Origin of the sequence: Pseudoalteromonas sp. TAE79 (assembly GCF_000498015.1) — a bacterium.
In the GTDB taxonomy this organism is placed as follows: Bacteria; Pseudomonadota; Gammaproteobacteria; order Enterobacterales; family Alteromonadaceae; genus Pseudoalteromonas.
In genome coordinates this window covers 13,967-32,279 of the sequence record NZ_AUTL01000048.1, presented here as the reverse complement: position 1 = coordinate 32,279, position 18,313 = coordinate 13,967, and the positions used below count along the sequence as shown (strand labels likewise).

The following is an 18,313-nucleotide window of genomic DNA, read 5'->3' as shown; positions in this document are numbered from 1 at the left end:
AAGCCACTTTTAGTGCCTACCCATAACAAACCACTAGAATCGACTAAAAGCTTATTAACACCATTACTAGGCAAAAACGGGCTATTTTGCGTGTTGTAATTTGTAAATGTTGTACCATCAAAACGGCTTAAACCAAATTGCGTACCAAGCCACATATAGCCTTGCTGATCTTGCACAACACTTTTAAGTGATTGCGACGGTAGACCATCTTTTATATTCCATTGCTTAACTACGTAATCAGTAATTGAAGCCCAACTTGGCGTCGCGCACAACATAAGTACACAAACCAGTAAAAATCGCATCATATTGCTGCCACCTAGTTAAACAAATCAAATATAAAAATTAAAAGGACAGTAAACCCACTTTTATTAACGCTTGTAAACATATAAGCGAAAAAATACCCGCAAGTATATCATCGGCCATTATACCTAAACCGCCATGTACTCGTTTGTCTAGCATACGGATTGGGCCGGGTTTTGCTATATCAAAAAAGCGAAATAACAAAAAACCTACGAGTAATGTTTGCCAGCTAAGTGCTGCGCCAATCATAGTGATGTAATAACCCGCCACTTCATCCCATACAATAGCAGGATGATCGTGTACGCCTAAATCATCAGCCGTTTTACCGCACGCCCATATACCAAATATACTGATCACAACGGCAAATACAATTTGCAGCCATAACGGATAATACATGGTCATAAAAATGAATGGCAAGGCAGCAAACGTACCAAATGTACCGGGCGCTTTAGGGGCAAGCCCTGTCCCAAAGCCCAGACCAAAAAACTGATGTGGACGCTTTAAATTAAACTTGCGGTTATTGTTCAAACCAGCTCCTTTGCAAAGTGCTCAAAACCCTGCGGTTCAAAATCAAACTTTTCACCGTTGTGTAAAAGCTCAATTTGGCCATCGCCACTTTTAACTTGGCCAATGCATGTTGCATCTACACCATACTGGCGTAGCTTTATTTCTAACATACTTTTATTGCTATCAGGGACCGTAAAAATTAATTCGTAATCATCACCGTAACTGAGAATAAATGGCAGCTGCTGATTAAAATCAAGGCTTGCTTGCATCGCATCTGAAGTTGGAATACTTTCAATATTCACCACTGCATTTACTTGTGACATATCGAGTATATGGCTTAAATCAGCGATTAAGCCGTCCGACACATCAATAGCCGATGATGCTAGGCCTCGTAATACCTGCCCTGCAGCAACACGTGGGGTTGGAAAGTCAAAGCGTTTATTTACGTACTTTAAATGCTCTGGCTCAATATTTATACCTTGCTTGCGAGACTCAATTGCAAGTCCAGCGTCACCTAGCGGACCCGTAACATAAATCCAATCACCCACTTTTGCGCCACTACGACGAAGTGCAGTACCTTCGGGTACAGTCCCTTTCGCACAAATAGTGATGGTTAATGGACCCTGAGTTGTATCGCCACCTATAATCTGCACATTAAAATATTCAGCAATTTCATGCATGCCATCAGTAAACTCTTCAATCCACTGTGGGTCAATACTTGGCAAAGTTAACGCAACTGAAACCCAAGTTGGCTCAGCGCCCATGGCCGCTAAATCACTTAAATTAACAGCAAGCGCTCTGTGACCTAATGCACGAGGGGAAATATCATCAAAAAAGTGTACGCCAGCAACAAGAGTGTCTGTTGTAACGGCAAGTTGGCAGTTTTGTGGAACGGTTACTAAAGCGCAATCATCCCCTATACCTAGGTTTACATCACGACGGGTGATACCGCGACCTTTAAAGTAGCGGTTAATTAATTCAAATTCCTTCATACACAAAAAAGCCGGCCTATGCCGGCTCCCCTCTTTAACGGTTTACTTACTTGCGTAAATGCTTAACAGCTTTATCAAGTACACCGTTTACAAATTTATGGCTGTCTTCAGCGCCAAAAATTTTGGCCAGTTCAATACCTTCGTTAATAGCAACTTTATAAGGTACGTCTTCACGGAACTTAAGCTCATAGCTGCTTAAACGTAAAATTGCACGCTCAACCATATCTAAGTCATCAAACGGACGTGTTAAATGTGGTGATACAGCTTCGTCTAGTTGCTTGTAATTTACAGCAACACCCGTCGCTAGATCTTTAAAGTATTCAACATCAATTTTAGTAACGTCTGTTTCGATCAACATTTGTTGTTCGATATCGGCAATTAAATTGCCACTTATTTGCCAAGAATAAACGGCTTGGAGTGCTAAGATACGTGCTTTACGTCTTGCTGCTGGTTTCACAAAAATTCCTTAAACTTAAATTTTATCTAACACATTAACCATTTCAAGCGCGCCTAAAGCAGCTTCGCCGCCTTTATTGCCCATTTTGGTGCCAGCACGCTCAATTGCTTGTTCAATGCTTTCTGTGGTTAATACGCCAAATGCAACCGGGATATCATACTCAAGTGATACTTGCGCAAGACCTTTGTTTGATTCGCCAGCAACTAGGTCAAAGTGTGGTGTACCACCTCTGATCACTACGCCTAATGCGATGATTGCATCATACTCTTTTTTTGCCGCAACGCGTTTAGCCGCTAAAGGTAATTCTACCGCGCCTGGCACATAAATAACGGTAATGTCGTCATCTGATACGCCACCTGTGCGTTTTAGCTCATCAACAGCACCTGCAAGGAGGCTGCTACCAATAAAGTCATTAAAACGAGAAATGACAATGGCAAATTTTTTGCCTGGAGCGTACTTATTACCTTCAATAATTTTCATTTGATAACCCTAAAAATAAGTTCAAGCGGTTGCGATTGCGCAAAAATTGCTGCGCATCATACCATAAAAATAAAATAATAGCCTAGTTTAAGCGTGATGCTTATTGTGGCTCAACGTAATCAACAACTTCTAAATGAAAGCCCGAAAGTGCATGGTACTTTTTGGGGCGACTCATTAATCGCATTTGTTTAATTCCAAGATCGGCAAGTATTTGCGAACCTACGCCAACAGTACGAGATGTGCCTTTGAATTTGCGTGGCGTAACGCTTTCGCCAGCATCAGCTGCTGCAAATGCTTTCACAGTTGCCTCTAGCTCTTCAGTGCTTTCTTGCTTACCTAAAATAACTAAAGCACCTTCATTTTTAGCAATGTAGGCCATTGCTTCAGAAAGACCCCAGCTACGGTCAGCACTTCTGTCTGAAAGTAGAATATCGTTAAAGGTACTTTGCAAATGTACACGGACATTTGTCGGCTCTTGATCTTTTATATCGCCTTTGAGCAATACGTAATGTAATTGGCCGTCAATTGTGTCTTTGTAAGTAACTAAATCAAATTCACCATGAACAGTTGGTAACTTACATTTTGCTACTTGCTCAATTGTTGTTTCGTTTAAGTTGCGGTATTCGATTAAATCAGCAATGGTGCCAATTTTAATATCGTGCTCTTTCGCAAAAACTTCTAAATCAGGGCGACGTGCCATAGTGCCGTCAGCATTAAGTATTTCAACAATAACAGATGATGCTTCAAGTCCAGCTAAACGCGCTAAATCACAGCCAGCTTCAGTGTGTCCTGCGCGAGTTAATACGCCACCAGGTTGCGCCATAATAGGAAAAATATGTCCCGGCTGAACAATATCACTTGGGACTGCGCCTTTAGCTATAGCCGCTTGCACTGTACGCGCTCTATCTGCTGCTGAAATACCGGTTGTAACACCTTTTGATGCTTCTATCGACATTGTAAAGTTAGTCGAAAATGCTGCACCATTGTTTTTAACCATTAACGGTAAATCAAGTTGCTCGCAACGCTCTTGCGTCATGGTTAAACAAATTAAACCACGGCCATGGGTAGCCATGAAATTAATCGCTTCTGCGCTAATGTGCTCAGCAGCTATTATTAAATCGCCTTCATTTTCTCTATCTTCATCATCCATTAAAATAACCATTTTACCGGCTTTAATATCGTCGATGATTTCTTGCGCACTGTGTAAATTCATAAATTTGCTCGTGTAAGTTGTCAGTTTCGTTATTTAATAAAACCCGCTTTAGCGAGTAAGCTCATCGAAATATCAGAGCCTGTTGGTTGCTCTGCACCCTTTATAAGGCGCTCTAAATAACGTGCAATTTGATCGACTTCTAAATTAACTTGGGTACCTACTTTAAAATGAGCAATTGTGGTTTGCTCACTCGTGTGTGGGACAATTGTTAATTTGAATTTATTGCCCTCTACAGCGTTTACTGTCAGGCTTATACCATCAATACATACCGAACCTTTGTACGGAATGTATTTCATTAAATTTTCGTCAGTTGTAAGCCAATATTCTGTTGCTCTGGCGTTTGCAGTAATACTTGTAATTGTTGCGATACCATCAACATGGCCAGATACTAAATGACCGCCTAAACGAGAAACAGGTTGCATAGCTTTTTCAAGATTCACCGTTTGTCCTAAAGCATAGTGAGCAAAACCGGTCAAACTAATCGTCTCATTAGATAAATCCGCACTAAAACCATCAATATGTTTATCAACTACAGTTAAGCAAACACCATTAGTTGCAATGCTGTCACCTAACTTTACGTCTGTCATATCAAGATCAGCACTTTGGATACGAATGGCTAAGTCGCCTTGTTTTTTTTGTAATAAAGCAATTTTGCCTGTGGCTTCTATTATCCCAGTAAACATAGTACTACTCTTTTTATTAAGTGATTTTAATGAGTTTTGACGCGGTGATACGTAAATCGTCACCAATGCGCGCACATTCATTAAATGTTAAATCAACGGTGTTTTGCATACTCGTCAATTCAGGAAAATTAACTAAACTTTTTGCATCTTGGCCCATTAGTTTAGGCGCTAAATAAAAAACAAACTCGTCAACTAAATTAAGCTCTGTCATTTTACCAGCAAGTGTTGCGCCAGCTTCAAGCCAAACATTATTAAACTGTAGCTGCCCAAGTTTTTCTAAAACGGCTTGTAAATCAACTTTACCGTTACTTTCACTGACTTCAATATGCTTTACAAAATGCGGCCATTGCAATGATTTATCAACCTTAGTCGTAAATATTATTACATCACTTTGGATTTCAAATAAAGCAAGGTCCGGTGTTAAACGGTTTTGAGAGTCAATTATAACACGCACGGGCTGGCGAAGCGGCAAATCAGTAGGCAGTGTACAAGGCAGCTCACTTAGTCGCACATTAAGTTTAGCATCGTCTACTAACACTGTATCGGCACCGGTTAAAATAGCGCAGCTTTTCGCTCGGTGTAATTGTACGTCTTGTCGAGCAGCAGGACTTGTGATCCACTTACTTTGCCCATTTTTAAGTGCCGTTTTACCATCAATACTCGCTGCCATTTTGCAAATCACATAAGGTAAGCCTTGCTCCATACGCTTAAAAAAGCCAACGTTAAGTGCGCGAGCTTGTGATTCGAGTAACCCGTAAGCAACGTCAATACCCGCGTCGCTCAGTATTTTAAGGCCTTTGCCAGCAACTTGTGGATTTGTATCAACCATAGCAGCAATTACTTTTACCACACCGGCAGCTTTTAAGCCTTCGGCGCACGGTGGCGTACGGCCATAATGACTACACGGTTCAAGCGTTACATAAGCCGTTGCACCTCGTGTATTTTTTCCAGCGACAGCCAGTGCATTTACTTCAGCATGGCCTTGACCTGCTAATTGATGAAAACCCTCGCCAATTATTTGATTATTTTTAACTAAGACACAGCCAACATTAGGGTTAGGTGTGGTAGTAAACCGACCTTTTTTGGCAAGTTCTATGGCGCGTGCCATATACATTTCATCATGTTCAGTAAAAGTAATTTGGTTAAGCATTTATTATACCAATTGCGTTAAATAAGTGGTCCATTATAGCGCTAAGAAAATAGCGCAATAACAAGGCGAAAATTATGACATATAGTTGTTCTATATGAATAATTTTTAACGCAGTGAGTGCGCTATTTAATGCGATAGAATGATCATATTTTTAATAAAATTGGTATTACTCCCCTAAGCGGGCAATTTCTTCGCCAAATTCGCGTATATCTTCAAACGAGCGATAAACAGAGGCAAATCTTACATACGCTACTTTATCGAGCTTTTTGAGGGCTTCCATAATGCATTCACCAACCAAATGGCTTGAAATTTCTCGCTCGCCTGTAGCACGCAACTGCGATTTTATTATATTCACTACTTCGTCTACTTGCTCTGTGCTCACTGGGCGTTTTTCGAGTGCGCGATTTAAGCCATTTAATAATTTATCTTCGTTAAATGGTTCGCGGCTGCCGTCTTGTTTAATAACACGAGGCATAACCAGTTCAGCGCCTTCAAATGTAGTAAAGCGCTCATGGCAGTCGTTGCACTCACGGCGCCTGCGAACTTGATGGCCTCCACCAACAAGGCGTGAGTCAATAACTTTAGTATCTTTTGCGGTACAAAATGGACAATGCATAGCTCGGTACTTCCGTTTTAAAACAAAAAAGACCGCTAAATAGCGGTCTTTTATCTTAGCAAAAATTAAGGTCTGTTGCTCTTTCAGGATTTAAATTTGTTTTATCTAGAGCCAATTTAATTGCACTGTGCGATTTATAATCGAATAAACTGAGTCAAAACCCAGCCACAAAGCAAAAACTACTTTTAGAGCCACTTCAAAAACAGCGCAAATTTAATCTCAAAAGATAAACAGCTCCCTAACTGTTGTGCTGTTAATTACTGTTGCTTATGCAATTAAGCGTAAACAGGTAATTTTGCACAAATTGCTTTTACTTTTTCTTTAACTTGCGCCTGTACAGATTCATCAGTGATGTTATCTAGTACGTCACAAATCCAGCCAGCAAGCTCTTTTGATTCTTCTTCTTTGAAACCACGACGAGTGATTGCAGGAGAACCAATACGCAAACCAGATGTTACAAACGGAGAACGTGGATCGTTTGGCACTGAGTTTTTGTTAACTGTGATGTTAGCGTTACCAAGGGCTGCATCTGCATCTTTACCAGTGATATCTTTATCGATTAAATCGAGTAGGAATAAGTGGTTTTCAGTTTTGTCAGATACGATTTTGTAGCCGCGCTCTTGCATTACAGCAACCATTGCTTTTGCGTTTTTAACAACTTGTGTTTGGTATACTTTAAATTCTGGTTGAAGCGCTTCTTTAAATGCCACGGCTTTTGCTGCAATAACATGACATAAAGGACCACCTTGGCCACCAGGGAAAACTGCGCTGTTAAGCTTTTTATAGATTGCTTCGTCGCCACATGCAGAGATAATTAAACCACCACGAGGACCAGCAAGTGTTTTATGCGTAGTTGTAGTTACAACATGTGCATGAGGAACTGGGCTTGGGTAAACGCCTGCCGCAATTAAACCTGCAACGTGAGCCATATCAACAAACAGGTAAGCACCTACTTTGTCAGCAATTTCACGGAATTTAGCCCAATCAACAATACCTGAGTACGCTGAGAAACCACCAATAATCATTTTTGGTTTATGCTCAAGTGCTAGTGCTTCAACCTGTGCGTAATCAATTTCGCCCGTTGTTTCATCTAGTCCGTATTGAATTGCATTGTATAGCTTACCAGAGAAGCTTACGTGTGATCCGTGAGTTAAGTGACCACCATGAGCTAAGCTCATACCAAGTACAGTGTCGCCTGCTTCTAATAGCGCTAGAAAAACAGCAGCATTAGCTTGCGAACCAGCATGTGGTTGTACGTTTGCGTAGTCAGAACCAAATAACTCGTTAGCACGGTCAATTGCTAATTGCTCAACAACATCAACGTGCTCACAACCGCCATAATAACGTTTGCCAGGGTAACCTTCTGCGTATTTATTTGTAAGCTGTGAACCCTGCGCTTCTAGTACGCGTGGGCTACAGTAGTTTTCTGAAGCGATTAGTTCAATGTGCTCTTCTTGGCGAGCAGTTTCTTTGTTTATCGCGTCAAATAACTCTGGATCAAAATCCGAAATATTCATGCTACGTTCTAACATTGGGGTCTCCTAGGGCAACGTGTATGGTGTTTTTTAGAGGCTTTATTGTACGCTTTAAACGACTCTTTGCCTACGCTCTTAAGTTGAGGATATTTAAACAGGGATTGAAACTATTTCACAGACTTTTTAAGATGATATTTTCTTATAAAACCATAACGATTTTAAATGAATACTATTTCCTACATTTAATTAGTAAATGCAATTCACTAGATTTAATAGCCTAAAGTTATAAAAAAAGGCGGCTTAACCGCCTTTTTGAATTAATTAACTTAGCCAAGTTTAGCAAGTATTTCTGTACGTAATGCGTCGTAATCGGCCTTTATATCGCTTGCTAGGCATGGTTTTGCTAGTGCGTCGCTAAGTGGTTTTGGCATACCTAATTCAATATTTAAAATACCCTCTACGCTTTCTTTAAACTTAGCAGGATGAGCGGTTGCTAAAAAGATACCCGCAGCACCAGGCGCTCGATTTTCAACAAGACCTTGGTACGCAATAGCAGTGTGGGGCTCTGCAACATAACCCGTTTGTTGAATTTTTTTCATCACCAATTGCGTGTCTTCCTCGTTTACGCTAGTTGAATAAAAGTTATCGTAGCTAAACCAGTTATTATCTAACATTGTTTGCACACGCGGCCAGTTGTTTGGCTTACTTACATCCATTGCATTTGAAAGCGACTCAAGTGTTGCGTTTGGCGTCCAGGTTTTATCAAGCATAAAGCGCGGCACAGTATCATTTTGGTTGGTTGTTGCACTTAATTTACCTACAGGTAAGCCAATAACCGCACCAATCATTCCAGCACATACATTACCAAAGTTGCCACTTGGCACTGATATATGCGCTGTTGCGCGTTTTTCTTTTGGTAGTTGTGCAATGGCCTCAAAGTAATAACAAACCTGAGCAACTAAACGGCTAATATTAATTGAATTAGCAGAATTAAGCCCAAGTATTGATTTAACTTCTTCATCTAAAAAGGCATTTTTAACCAACTCTTGGCAATCATCAAAACTGCCATCAACTGCGTAACAATGAATATTGTTACCTAACGTAGTAAATAGCTTTTGCTGAGCAAGTGAAATTTTGCCTTTAGGATATAAGATGACAACATCGATATTCGGCTTGTTATAAAAAGCATGTGCAACGGCTGCACCAGTATCGCCCGATGTTGCGGTTAAAATAGTTACTTTTTCATCTTTATTAAATTGCGCTAAACACTCAGCCATAAAGCGACCACCAAAGTCTTTAAACGCAAGCGTAGGACCATGAAACAACTCTAAGCAGTATGTATTCTCTTCAACTTCTACCAGCTTAACTGGAAAGTTAAATGCATTTTTAACCATTTGTGCCACAGTGTCGCTTGGCAGCTCATCACCAATTAGGTGAGATAATATTTTGCCACTGCGTGTAACAAAGTCCATATCAAGCAATGCATCAACATCGGACAGTGGGGCAAGGGATTCAGGGAAAAACACACCTTGATTACGACCCAAACCTGTTTTTACGGCTTCAACGAACGACACTTTTTGTGAGCTATCTTTTAAATTATGTAATTGCATGACTACCTATCCTATAAAACTGTTAATTGACGCGTGCCGTCGTTATCTAATTTACAAATGTGGCAAAAGCCTTGCTCGTTAATGTAATTTGCCTCTAACCACTGCGCGCATTGCTTTGCAGCTTCAAGTGTTTTACATACACTAAACAAGGTAGGTCCTGCGCCCGAAATACTCACTATTTCAGCGCCCAACGCTGGTAAGCTTGCTTTGGCTTCACTAAAACCTTTAATAAGCGGTGCGCGGTAAGGTTCTGCTATTTCATCTTTCATTATGCTAAGTGCATCGTCAAAACGATTAGTCAACAGTAAGCTACTAAATGCCGATAAACGCTGTGCAAACTCAACACTTGCATGCATGCTCAACTCTTTTGGTAAAACCGAGCGCGCTTTTGCAGTGTTGAGTGAAAAACCAGGGAACGCAGCAACGTAGTACCAATTTTCATCAACAGGCAGTGCAATCGATTTATCAGGGATTAAATCACCTGTTAATTGCAAACCACCTAAATAGCATGGCGTGATGTTGTCGTAATGACGACCACCGCTCACTACAGCTTCAAAGTCAGCCATAAGCTCAATAAGCTCAACCTGACTTAAGTTAGTTTGTGCAAACTTATCAAGGGCAGCAAAGGTAGCCACGACCGAGCATGCACTAGAACCAAGTCCAGATCCAATTGGTAAATTCTTTTTAAGCTCGAGCTTTACGCTTGGCATATCAGGCGCAACATGCGCTCTAAAATGTACTAAACACTGGTACGCTAAGTTTTCATTCGCATCACTTGGTAACTTGTGAGCGTAGTCGCCAGTACAAATAAATTCGTCACTTGGTGCTGCACTTACAACGGCTACATCACCTAATAAACTACCATCAATTGGCGCAAGCGCTGCGCCAAGTGCATCAAAACCTACTGCAAAATTACCAATAGACGCCGGAGCATATACTTCAATCATAACGAGCTCCTAGCGCGATAGTGTTTTTAAAATATCAGCAAATACACCCGCTGCTGTTACTTCAGACCCTGCACCATAACCACGAATAACAAACGGACGTGGCTGGTAGTATTGACTTAAAATAGCAAGCGCGTTTTCGCCATCGCGAATTACATTAAGCGCATGTTTTTCATCAACAGCCTCAATACCTACTTTACAGTGACCTTCTTTAATTGTACCTACATAACGAAGTACCTTACCTTCGCTCGCAGCGCTTTGAATGCGGTCATTAAAATCAGCATCTAGGCTTGGTAGTTTTGCCATAAACTCATCAACGCTATCACCTTGTGCAAAACCTTGTGGTAATACTGACTCAACTTCAATATCGCTTAGCTCCAACTTCATACCGGCTTCGCGAGCAATGATCAGTAACTTACGTGCTACATCGGTACCCGATAAATCATCACGAGGATCTGGTTCTGTAAAGCCACTTTCTTTAGCTTTAATTGTGGCTTCAGAAAGTGATAAACCATCTTGAAGTGCGCCAAACATATACGAAAGTGAGCCTGATAAAATACCGCTAAACTCTAGTAACTCATCACCAGCTCCAAATAATGACTGTAAGTTGTCGATAACTGGTAAGCCTGCACCAACATTTGTTTCGTATAAAAATTTACGATTATTCTTTTGTGTTGCTGCAATTAAATCTTGGTAATACGTGTATGAGCTTGTTGTCGCTTTTTTATTGGCAGCAACTACATGGAAACCTGCATTTAAAAAGTCTACATACTGCGCAGCAAGTGCATCTGAAGATGTACAATCTACTAATACCGGATTCACTAAGTGGTTTTGCTTAACAAATTGCTCTACTAACTTTAAATCAAATGCTTGCTCAGATGAGGCCAATTTTTGCTGCCAATCACTAAAAGCGATGCCTTCGTTATCAAGGTGTAATTGACGAGAGTTAGCAACACCATACAAGTTAAGTTTAATATTACGTTTTTCAAGCCACGCTTGCTGGCGTTCAAGCTGATTAATAAGCTCTTGCCCTACTAAGCCACAACCTAGTAAAAACACATCAATTGACGGCACATGCGTGAAAAAGTTTTCATGGCATATTTTTACAGCGTCATTACATAACTCACCATCAATTACCGCAGAAATAGCACTTTCTGTAGAATCCTGTGCAATTGCCACGATATTTACTTGCGCTTGTGCAAGCGATGCAAAAAACTTAGCCGCTAAGCCACGGTGTGCGCGCATGTTGTCGCCCACTAAAGTAACAATGGCTAAATTACGCTGTACTTGTACAGGCTCAATAAGCCCTGCTTGTAATTCAAGCTCAAATGCAGTTTGTAGCGCATCCAGTGCAAGTGCTAGGTCTGTTTCGTGCACACAAAAACTAATGCTAAATTCACATGATGATTGCGTGATCAATACAATTGATACGTTATCATGAGCAAGCGCGTTAAATACCTTAGACGCCATGCCTACTTTACCCTTCATGCCTGGGCCTGAAACAGTTAACATTGCAAGGTCTTGCAAGCTAGAAAGCGCTTTTACGGGCTCATCAGATGAATAATCGTTACCAATTAATGAGCCTTGTGCGTCTGGGTTATGCGTATTTTTAATTTCACATGGCACGCCTGCTTTAGCACACGGTAAAATTGTTTTTGGGTGAAGTACTTTTGCACCAAAGTAAGAAAGCTCCATCGCTTCTTTATAAGATAAAAAATCTACTTTAGTGGCTTTTTTAATATAACGAGGATCAGCACTGTATACGCCATCAACGTCTGTCCAAATTTGACAAATCTCAGCTTCTAAACATGCTGCTGCAATTGCTGCTGAGTAGTCTGAGCCATTACGACCAAGCGTTGTAAGCTCGCCCTTGTCATTACTCGCAGTAAAACCAGGCATGATATAAATAGTTGCAGGATTTTCTTTAAGCACAGCTTGAAAGCGCGCTTTACTTGTTACTAAATCAGCCTCGGCGTCGATATAACCACCAGTTGAGGCGATACAGCTTGTTGCTTCTAAGTATCTTGCATCGTGCGAGTTCAATAAAGCCTGCATTAAAGAAACGCTAACGCGCTCTCCAAAGCTAATTACAAATGCGCGAACTTGATCAGGGCAACACTGTATAAGCGACACGCCATCTAGTTTATTTTTAAGTTCCCTTAGATCTGGCCAGATTGTAACTACTACGCCACTTTTTTCAACGTCAGCTTTTAGGCCTTCACAGCGACTCGCTAATGCTTGCCATTGCTGCGAAAAATCTAAGCCTTGCTCTGCGGCACTTGCGAGTGCAACTAGCGAATCGGTCATTCCACCTGGAGCAGAAAGCACCAATAACATTTCATCTTTTAACTGTGCTTTAACTAACTGAGCTACCTGTTGTAAGCATGCATAATCGGCAAGTGAAGACCCACCAAATTTTAAAACTCGCATTGTTTATGTTCCTCATCCCATAAAACGAAAAAAGGCCTGTGTTCTAAGTGAACACAGGCCTTTAAATTTGTTGCACCGACCTATGCCACTATCCAGTAAGAATGATGGTTGTAATAATAATGGTCAGTACGCGATTAATTGTTTTCATATGTTAAGACTGCCTTAACAAAGGCTATGCTGTCAACCCTAAATTAAAAGATAAAACAGCCTTTTTTAACATGAAAAAACCTAATGAATGCCAAATTTATGCAATATTTCATTCAAGCTTGATTTATTAATAGGTTTATCAATAAAATCAATTGCGCCAAGTTGGGCGACTCGTTTCTTCATTTTCTCCTGTATATCAGCAGAAATAACCAACACAAAGCACTCTATTTTTTCTATTTTTATAGTTTCAAGTACTTGTATACCATCAACCTCTGGCATGGTGAGGTCTAGGCACAGTAAATCAAAGTTTTGTGCTCTTAAAAGATCGAGGGCGTTTGCTCCATTTATAGCTTGTTGTATATCTGCATCTATACACTCATTTAAACACCGCACGACTTGTTTACGAGCAACAGCAGAATCATCACAGACTAATATCGAAAATTTCATCATGTTTACTACTACACAACCATCAAAGTTATTAAAAGACCATCTTCCTTTGCACTCAAGACACTTTAACACGCATCTAAATACTTAGCGCATTAATAATTCAATGCAATGATAAATATAGAATTAATTCATTTAAATATGATTAACGAAACTAAATTCTAATCAAACTTACAAAACTTAACGTCTAACAAATTTACTAATTCATAGCTGAATTTAATTACATTAATACTACATACCTATTTAATTAGATTTATCTTATTAAATTTTAACTTTTTTATTTATTTTTAGAGGTTTATTGACTAACTTTTGAATTACAATAGTAACGTTACAAAAATAACAAAGGATGAACAAGTCACTCATGTTACAAAAAAGCCTTTCTAAGAAGCTACTAACAAGCGTTTTATCCGTTTATTTTTTGCTTACCTTCGTAGTGACTTGCGGACAGGTGCTTGCTGAATATCTCAATACTAAAGACTATATACGTGATGAATTAAGTACATTACAAAAAACCTTTAGTCGTAGCTTAACACGTGCAATTTGGGAGCTTAATACCAAGCAAACAATTACAACAGCAGAAGGTTTACTCGCCATTCCCATGATTGAAGGGATTATTGTTCGAGACGACAGCGGCGAAATTATTTCACAATTAGGGCGCTCGCTCGACATACATAAGCTATATAACCAACAGTTAGTACAAGAAGAAGCAATTTTAGAAGACGCGAAATCCGGTCTGTTTGGTTACACCTTTCCACTTATTTTTGAATTTTCTGGCCGTGCTACCCAAGTGGGTGACGTTACCTTATTTTCTAGCCGAGAAGTTGTTTTAAGCCGAATTATGGTATCAATCTACTTTTTGATTGGTAATGCGATGATTAAAACCACCTTTTTAATCATTTTATTTTTAATGGCATTTAGAAAGCTTCTTACAGATCCCTTAGCTGAGCTCACTGAGCAACTAGAAAACCTAGAATTAGATGAGCTAGAAGGACAACACATCGAAATAGAAACAGAGGAGCATAACGAACTAAAAGTAATGGAGCAGTCGTTTAACAAACTAATAGATAAAGTGGTTCAGTATAGGAAAGAGCTTGAGCACACCCAAAAAGAACTCATTATTAGTAACGAAAAACTCGATCATCACAACATACAACTTGAGCAAGACGTAGCCCGTAAAACATCAAACTTAAGCCAAGCAATGATGGAATTACAACATCAAAAATATGAACTTGAAAAGCAAAAAATTGTGCTCACTGAAGAAATAGACTTGCGCCGCAGCACAGAGCAAGAGCTAATTACAAAACAAACTGAATCCCAACGTTATATAGAAGAATTAAGCCTTGCACAGGAACGTTTATTAGGTACAGAGAAGATGGCTGCACTAGGCGGACTTGTGGCGGGTATTACACATGATATAAACACCCCTATTGGGATAGGTGTAACGGCAATATCGTTTTTGCAAGAACGCTTAAATAAACTCGAAAGTGCTTATAGTGAAAAAACACTTTCACCAAAAGCATTAGAAGAATTTATTAACGAAGCAAAACAAAGTACAAGCTTGTTAACCACTAACTTAGATAGAGCCTCAGAGCTTATTGCTAGCTTTAAGCAAATAGCGGTCGATCAGGCCAGTGAAGCAGTAAGAACTATTAACTTTAAAGATTACACTAACGAAGTAATACGCTCACTGCATCCAAAACTAAAAAAGACATCTCATACAATAAAATTAGAATGCCCTGATGATTTAGTTTTAAATTTACCTGCAGGCGCCATCAGCCAAATTTTTACTAACTTAATAATGAATTCACTCATTCATGGCTTTGAAGGTAAAAGCAACGGTGTGATGGATATCAAAATAAGTGCAGATGACACTAACTTAACGATTGATTACAAAGATGACGGTAACGGTGTTACCAGTGAGCAATTGAAAAAGTTGTTTGACCCATTCTTTACGACTAAGCGCGATGAAGGCGGAAGCGGATTAGGTACCCATATAATGTTTAATTTAGTTAAACAAACTCTTAGCGGATCTATTGATGCAACGAGTGAACCTGGCAAAGGTCTGCGTTACTATATTCAATTTCCAAAGAACATGGCTAAGCCAATGCCTATTTTTGAAAAATATGAATAAAAAAGTACATGCATTAAATTATTAGGGCGTGTTGATCTTTGGTGGTTGAATTTTCAGCAACATATTTGGTTTTTACTTAGCCCACTAGGTTACAAACCTCGCGCCGCGATTTAATCGCCCATAGATTGAACAAATTTCAATCCATAAAGTTCAACACGCCCTAGTAACAAATCAGTCATTTCGAGATGCTGTTTTTATTGCTATGATTGGACAAATTTTTCAAATGGATCAATTCCCCTATGTGGTTTAGTAACCTTATTTGTTACCGCTTTAAGCAAGACGTTTCATACACCCAAGAAGATTTTGATAAAGCATTAGAGCAAGATTTATTTCGCCCATGTACTGGTCAAGAGCTTGCAACATTTGGTTGGACAAAAGCGTTTGGAAAGCATGGCGAAACACTATCGCATTTTTCTCAAAAAAGTATTTTAGTTTGCGCAAAACGTGAAGAAAAAGTACTCCCAGCTTCTGTTATTAACGAACTAGTTACTGAGAAGATTGATCAGATAGAAGCCGAAGAAAACCGCCCTGTTAAAAAGAAAGAAAAAGACGAATTAAAAGAAAACATTCTTCATACTCTTCTACCCCAGGCATTTAAAAAGTCGAGCTTACAATTTGCCTTTATTGACCAAGAAAATGGCTGGGTGGTTGTAAATAGTGGCAGCTTTAATAAAGCTGAAGAGCTACTGGCACTACTTCGTAAATCGTTAGGAACGCTCCCAGTTGTACCTGCGTTTGCTAACTACGACCTAGATGTATTCTTAACTGATTGGTTAACTAACTTTAGTACACCAGAAGGCTTTGCTATTGGCTCTGACGCTGAGCTTGAAGAAGCTGACGACAGCGGTGCACAAGTAAAACTAAAAGGCCATGATCTGGCATGTGATGAGGTTAAATCGCACTTAGAAAGTGGTAAACGCGTAACTAAACTGGCACTTGATTGGCAAGAACGCCTTAAGTTTATGCTGCAAAACGATGGCTCTATCAAGCGTTTAAGCTACTCTGAAACTCTAAAAGAAGAGAACGCAGATATTCCTAAAGAAGATATGGCTTTAAAACTTGATGCTGACTTTATTTTAGCTTCTGAGGAAATAAAGCAATTACTTGAAGAACTAACTGCTGGCTTAGGTGACGTTGAAGATTTAGAAAAAGCGTAAATACCACAACCTACATAAATATTTAAGCGCTTTGAAGCATTAAATAGATTCATATATAAGCAGGTTGGTATAACAGATAAAAAATCCGATAGCAGTTTACTGCTATCGGATTTTTTAATGGAATTTTTAGAAGCGCTTATTTATATATTTGTTATCCGCGAACAGAATTTAGCTAACGTTCGGCGTATTAAAACCTAATGAAATCATCTTTCAAGTAAGAGATTACAGCAAGGTTCAAAGGAAAGTTATGTAGAGTGATATGAGATTATATGTATTCACTTCAAGCTGGACAGCACAAAAACTGAAGCTTTGATTTTAATTGAAATAATTAACTTATTTGTGCAGATAACTTATTTTAGCTTTTAGCGTCTTCAACTTTAGGTTGGCGATATATTTTTATAATGTGGTATAAATTTACAAGCGACAATAAGCCGTTGGTAAAAATAACAGGTACTGCGCCAATGGCAACACCGTATACAGTAAATACAATACAACCAAACATGTTGTACCAACGCAGTTTTACTACATCTGTCATTGTTAACGATGCAACCAATAAAGCTGATGCAATATAGCCTAAATATTCCCAACTCAATTGTTCTCTCCTAGCCTTTAGGTTAGCATTACATGTACTGCTAACTTATGGCACTTATAAGTATTGCAAAGTTACAACAAAATAAAAAAGCTAACTTGCTTAAAAACCTGAAAAAGTTTGCCGGAAAACACCAGCAAATTCTTAAATCATTACACGGGAAATGAAGGTAAAATAATACTATTAGCAAAGCTAATAATATTAGTAGCAAGTTAGCGTAAATTCTTAGTGTCTTAATGCTAACGTCATTAAGATGTAATAAATAGGACAAATGTCCGAAGAGCACATTGATGTTTCAATACCATTTTTCTAGTTACCTTGTTGATCAGCTTTTAACCTTTGCCGGTAGTAGCTATCAACAATCAAAAAAAGAAGTTCTGATCCATCAAGATCAGCCTTTAAGCAAGCTTGTGCTTGTACGCAGTGGCACTGTGTCGTTTAGTTACGACGTAGGTAATGGACGACGCCTGCTGTTAGGACAATTGGATTGTAACAACACCCTTATTGGTGAAATAGAAGCGCTAAATAATAATCCGTGTATTTATACGGTAACGTGCTTTAGCGATGTAACTTATAATCTTATTGAATTAAGACATTGGCGTGCTCTGCTGCTTGAAAAACCAGAACTGAGTTTATACACCGCACAAACTATTGCGGCTAAATTTCAGGAAAACCAAAAAATCAATTTAGATAAGCTACTACTACCATTGAGCTACAACATAGCCAAAGATTGCTTACTAAGAGCCGAGAACAACAACCCTACGCTACTTAGAGCCTATCCAACTGTAAATGCTGAAGCCGAACGCTTTGCCACCACTGAGCGAGCTTACAGACGTGTTGTTACAGAACTTGTCGAAAAAGGCTTGGTACTTAGAAGTAACGATGGCTTACAAGCAGTCGATATACCAAAGCTAAGTGAATACGTAGATAGCTTTGCTCAACTTTAAGTTATTTAAAGTTTACCCATAAAAAAAGGCCTTAACGGCCT

General features: G+C 39.3%; 18 protein-coding genes. 3 read left to right on the top strand and 15 right to left on the bottom strand.

Annotation, left to right across the window (positions count from 1 at the left end):
• From L655_RS01000000124870 to L655_RS0101400, 14 genes are all read right to left on the bottom strand, one after another.
• A partial coding sequence (locus L655_RS01000000124870) for a two-component regulator propeller domain-containing protein (RefSeq protein WP_033011173.1) occupies positions 1 to 305 on the bottom strand: 305 nt, incomplete at its 3' end.
• Positions 306 to 342: 37 nt separating this feature from the next.
• A complete protein-coding gene (locus L655_RS0101460; RefSeq protein ID WP_024603848.1) occupies positions 343 to 828 on the bottom strand; it encodes a phosphatidylglycerophosphatase A in 486 nt (161 codons plus the stop codon).
• Positions 825 to 1,799 carry a thiamine-phosphate kinase gene (thiL, locus tag L655_RS0101455; protein ID WP_024603847.1) on the bottom strand — a complete coding sequence of 325 codons (975 nt, stop codon included), beginning with the start codon at positions 1,797 to 1,799 and terminating at the stop codon, positions 825 to 827. The genes L655_RS0101460 and thiL overlap by 4 nt, the downstream gene beginning before the upstream one ends.
• Positions 1,800 to 1,845: 46 nt before the next feature.
• Positions 1,846 to 2,256, bottom strand: a complete 411-nt coding sequence (gene nusB, locus L655_RS0101450; protein WP_002961751.1) for a transcription antitermination factor NusB — start codon at positions 2,254 to 2,256, stop codon at positions 1,846 to 1,848.
• Positions 2,257 to 2,271: 15 nt separating this feature from the next.
• Positions 2,272 to 2,736 carry a 6,7-dimethyl-8-ribityllumazine synthase gene (gene ribE, locus L655_RS0101445; RefSeq protein WP_002961753.1) on the bottom strand — a complete coding sequence of 155 codons (465 nt, stop codon included), beginning with the start codon at positions 2,734 to 2,736 and terminating at the stop codon, positions 2,272 to 2,274.
• Between the two features lie 100 nt (positions 2,737 to 2,836).
• A complete protein-coding gene (gene ribBA, locus L655_RS0101440; RefSeq protein WP_024603846.1) occupies positions 2,837 to 3,949 on the bottom strand; it encodes a bifunctional 3,4-dihydroxy-2-butanone-4-phosphate synthase/GTP cyclohydrolase II in 1,113 nt (370 codons plus the stop codon).
• Between the two features lie 29 nt (positions 3,950 to 3,978).
• Positions 3,979 to 4,632 carry a riboflavin synthase gene (locus L655_RS0101435; protein WP_002961757.1) on the bottom strand — a complete coding sequence of 218 codons (654 nt, stop codon included), beginning with the start codon at positions 4,630 to 4,632 and terminating at the stop codon, positions 3,979 to 3,981.
• Between the two features lie 16 nt (positions 4,633 to 4,648).
• Positions 4,649 to 5,782 (bottom strand): bifunctional diaminohydroxyphosphoribosylaminopyrimidine deaminase/5-amino-6-(5-phosphoribosylamino)uracil reductase RibD, encoded by a 1,134-nt coding sequence (ribD, locus tag L655_RS0101430; RefSeq protein ID WP_024603845.1) that lies wholly within the window; start codon positions 5,780 to 5,782, stop codon positions 4,649 to 4,651.
• A 166-nt stretch (positions 5,783 to 5,948) separates the two neighbouring features.
• Positions 5,949 to 6,398 (bottom strand): transcriptional regulator NrdR, encoded by a 450-nt coding sequence (nrdR, locus tag L655_RS0101425; RefSeq protein WP_002961761.1) that lies wholly within the window; start codon positions 6,396 to 6,398, stop codon positions 5,949 to 5,951.
• Between the two features lie 275 nt (positions 6,399 to 6,673).
• Positions 6,674 to 7,930, bottom strand: coding sequence for a serine hydroxymethyltransferase (glyA, locus tag L655_RS0101420; RefSeq protein ID WP_002961763.1), 1,257 nt, complete (start codon positions 7,928 to 7,930; stop codon positions 6,674 to 6,676).
• A gap of 269 nt (positions 7,931 to 8,199) precedes the next feature.
• Positions 8,200 to 9,483 carry a threonine synthase gene (gene thrC / locus L655_RS0101415; RefSeq protein ID WP_024603844.1) on the bottom strand — a complete coding sequence of 428 codons (1,284 nt, stop codon included), beginning with the start codon at positions 9,481 to 9,483 and terminating at the stop codon, positions 8,200 to 8,202.
• An 11-nt stretch (positions 9,484 to 9,494) separates the two neighbouring features.
• On the bottom strand, positions 9,495 to 10,430 hold the full coding sequence (gene thrB, locus L655_RS0101410) for a homoserine kinase (protein WP_024596294.1): 936 nt from the start codon (positions 10,428 to 10,430) through the stop codon (positions 9,495 to 9,497).
• A gap of 9 nt (positions 10,431 to 10,439) precedes the next feature.
• The gene (gene thrA / locus L655_RS0101405) at positions 10,440 to 12,857 is read right to left on the bottom strand and encodes a bifunctional aspartate kinase/homoserine dehydrogenase I (RefSeq protein WP_024603843.1); all 2,418 of its coding nucleotides are present in this window, start codon (positions 12,855 to 12,857) and stop codon (positions 10,440 to 10,442) included.
• A 228-nt stretch (positions 12,858 to 13,085) separates the two neighbouring features.
• The gene (locus L655_RS0101400; protein ID WP_024603842.1) at positions 13,086 to 13,454 is read right to left on the bottom strand and encodes a response regulator; all 369 of its coding nucleotides are present in this window, start codon (positions 13,452 to 13,454) and stop codon (positions 13,086 to 13,088) included.
• Between the two features lie 355 nt (positions 13,455 to 13,809).
• On the opposite strand from L655_RS0101400, the gene L655_RS0101395 reads away from it, so the two are divergent.
• Both L655_RS0101395 and rdgC read left to right on the top strand, forming a co-directional pair.
• Positions 13,810 to 15,579 (top strand): ATP-binding protein, encoded by a 1,770-nt coding sequence (locus tag L655_RS0101395; RefSeq protein ID WP_024603841.1) that lies wholly within the window; start codon positions 13,810 to 13,812, stop codon positions 15,577 to 15,579.
• A gap of 239 nt (positions 15,580 to 15,818) precedes the next feature.
• Entirely contained in the window at positions 15,819 to 16,736 is a 918-nt protein-coding gene (gene rdgC / locus L655_RS0101390) for a recombination-associated protein RdgC (protein ID WP_024603840.1), read from the top strand.
• Between the two features lie 355 nt (positions 16,737 to 17,091).
• On the opposite strand, the gene L655_RS0101385 is transcribed toward rdgC, so the two are convergent.
• Entirely contained in the window at positions 17,092 to 17,328 is a 237-nt protein-coding gene (locus tag L655_RS0101385; protein WP_024603839.1) for a YgjV family protein, read from the bottom strand.
• Between the two features lie 287 nt (positions 17,329 to 17,615).
• On the opposite strand from L655_RS0101385, the gene L655_RS0101375 reads away from it, so the two are divergent.
• Positions 17,616 to 18,272: a Crp/Fnr family transcriptional regulator gene (locus L655_RS0101375; RefSeq protein WP_002962665.1), complete on the top strand. Its 657-nt coding sequence runs from the start codon at positions 17,616 to 17,618 to the stop codon at positions 18,270 to 18,272.
• The last annotated feature ends 41 nt before the right edge of the window (positions 18,273 to 18,313 follow it).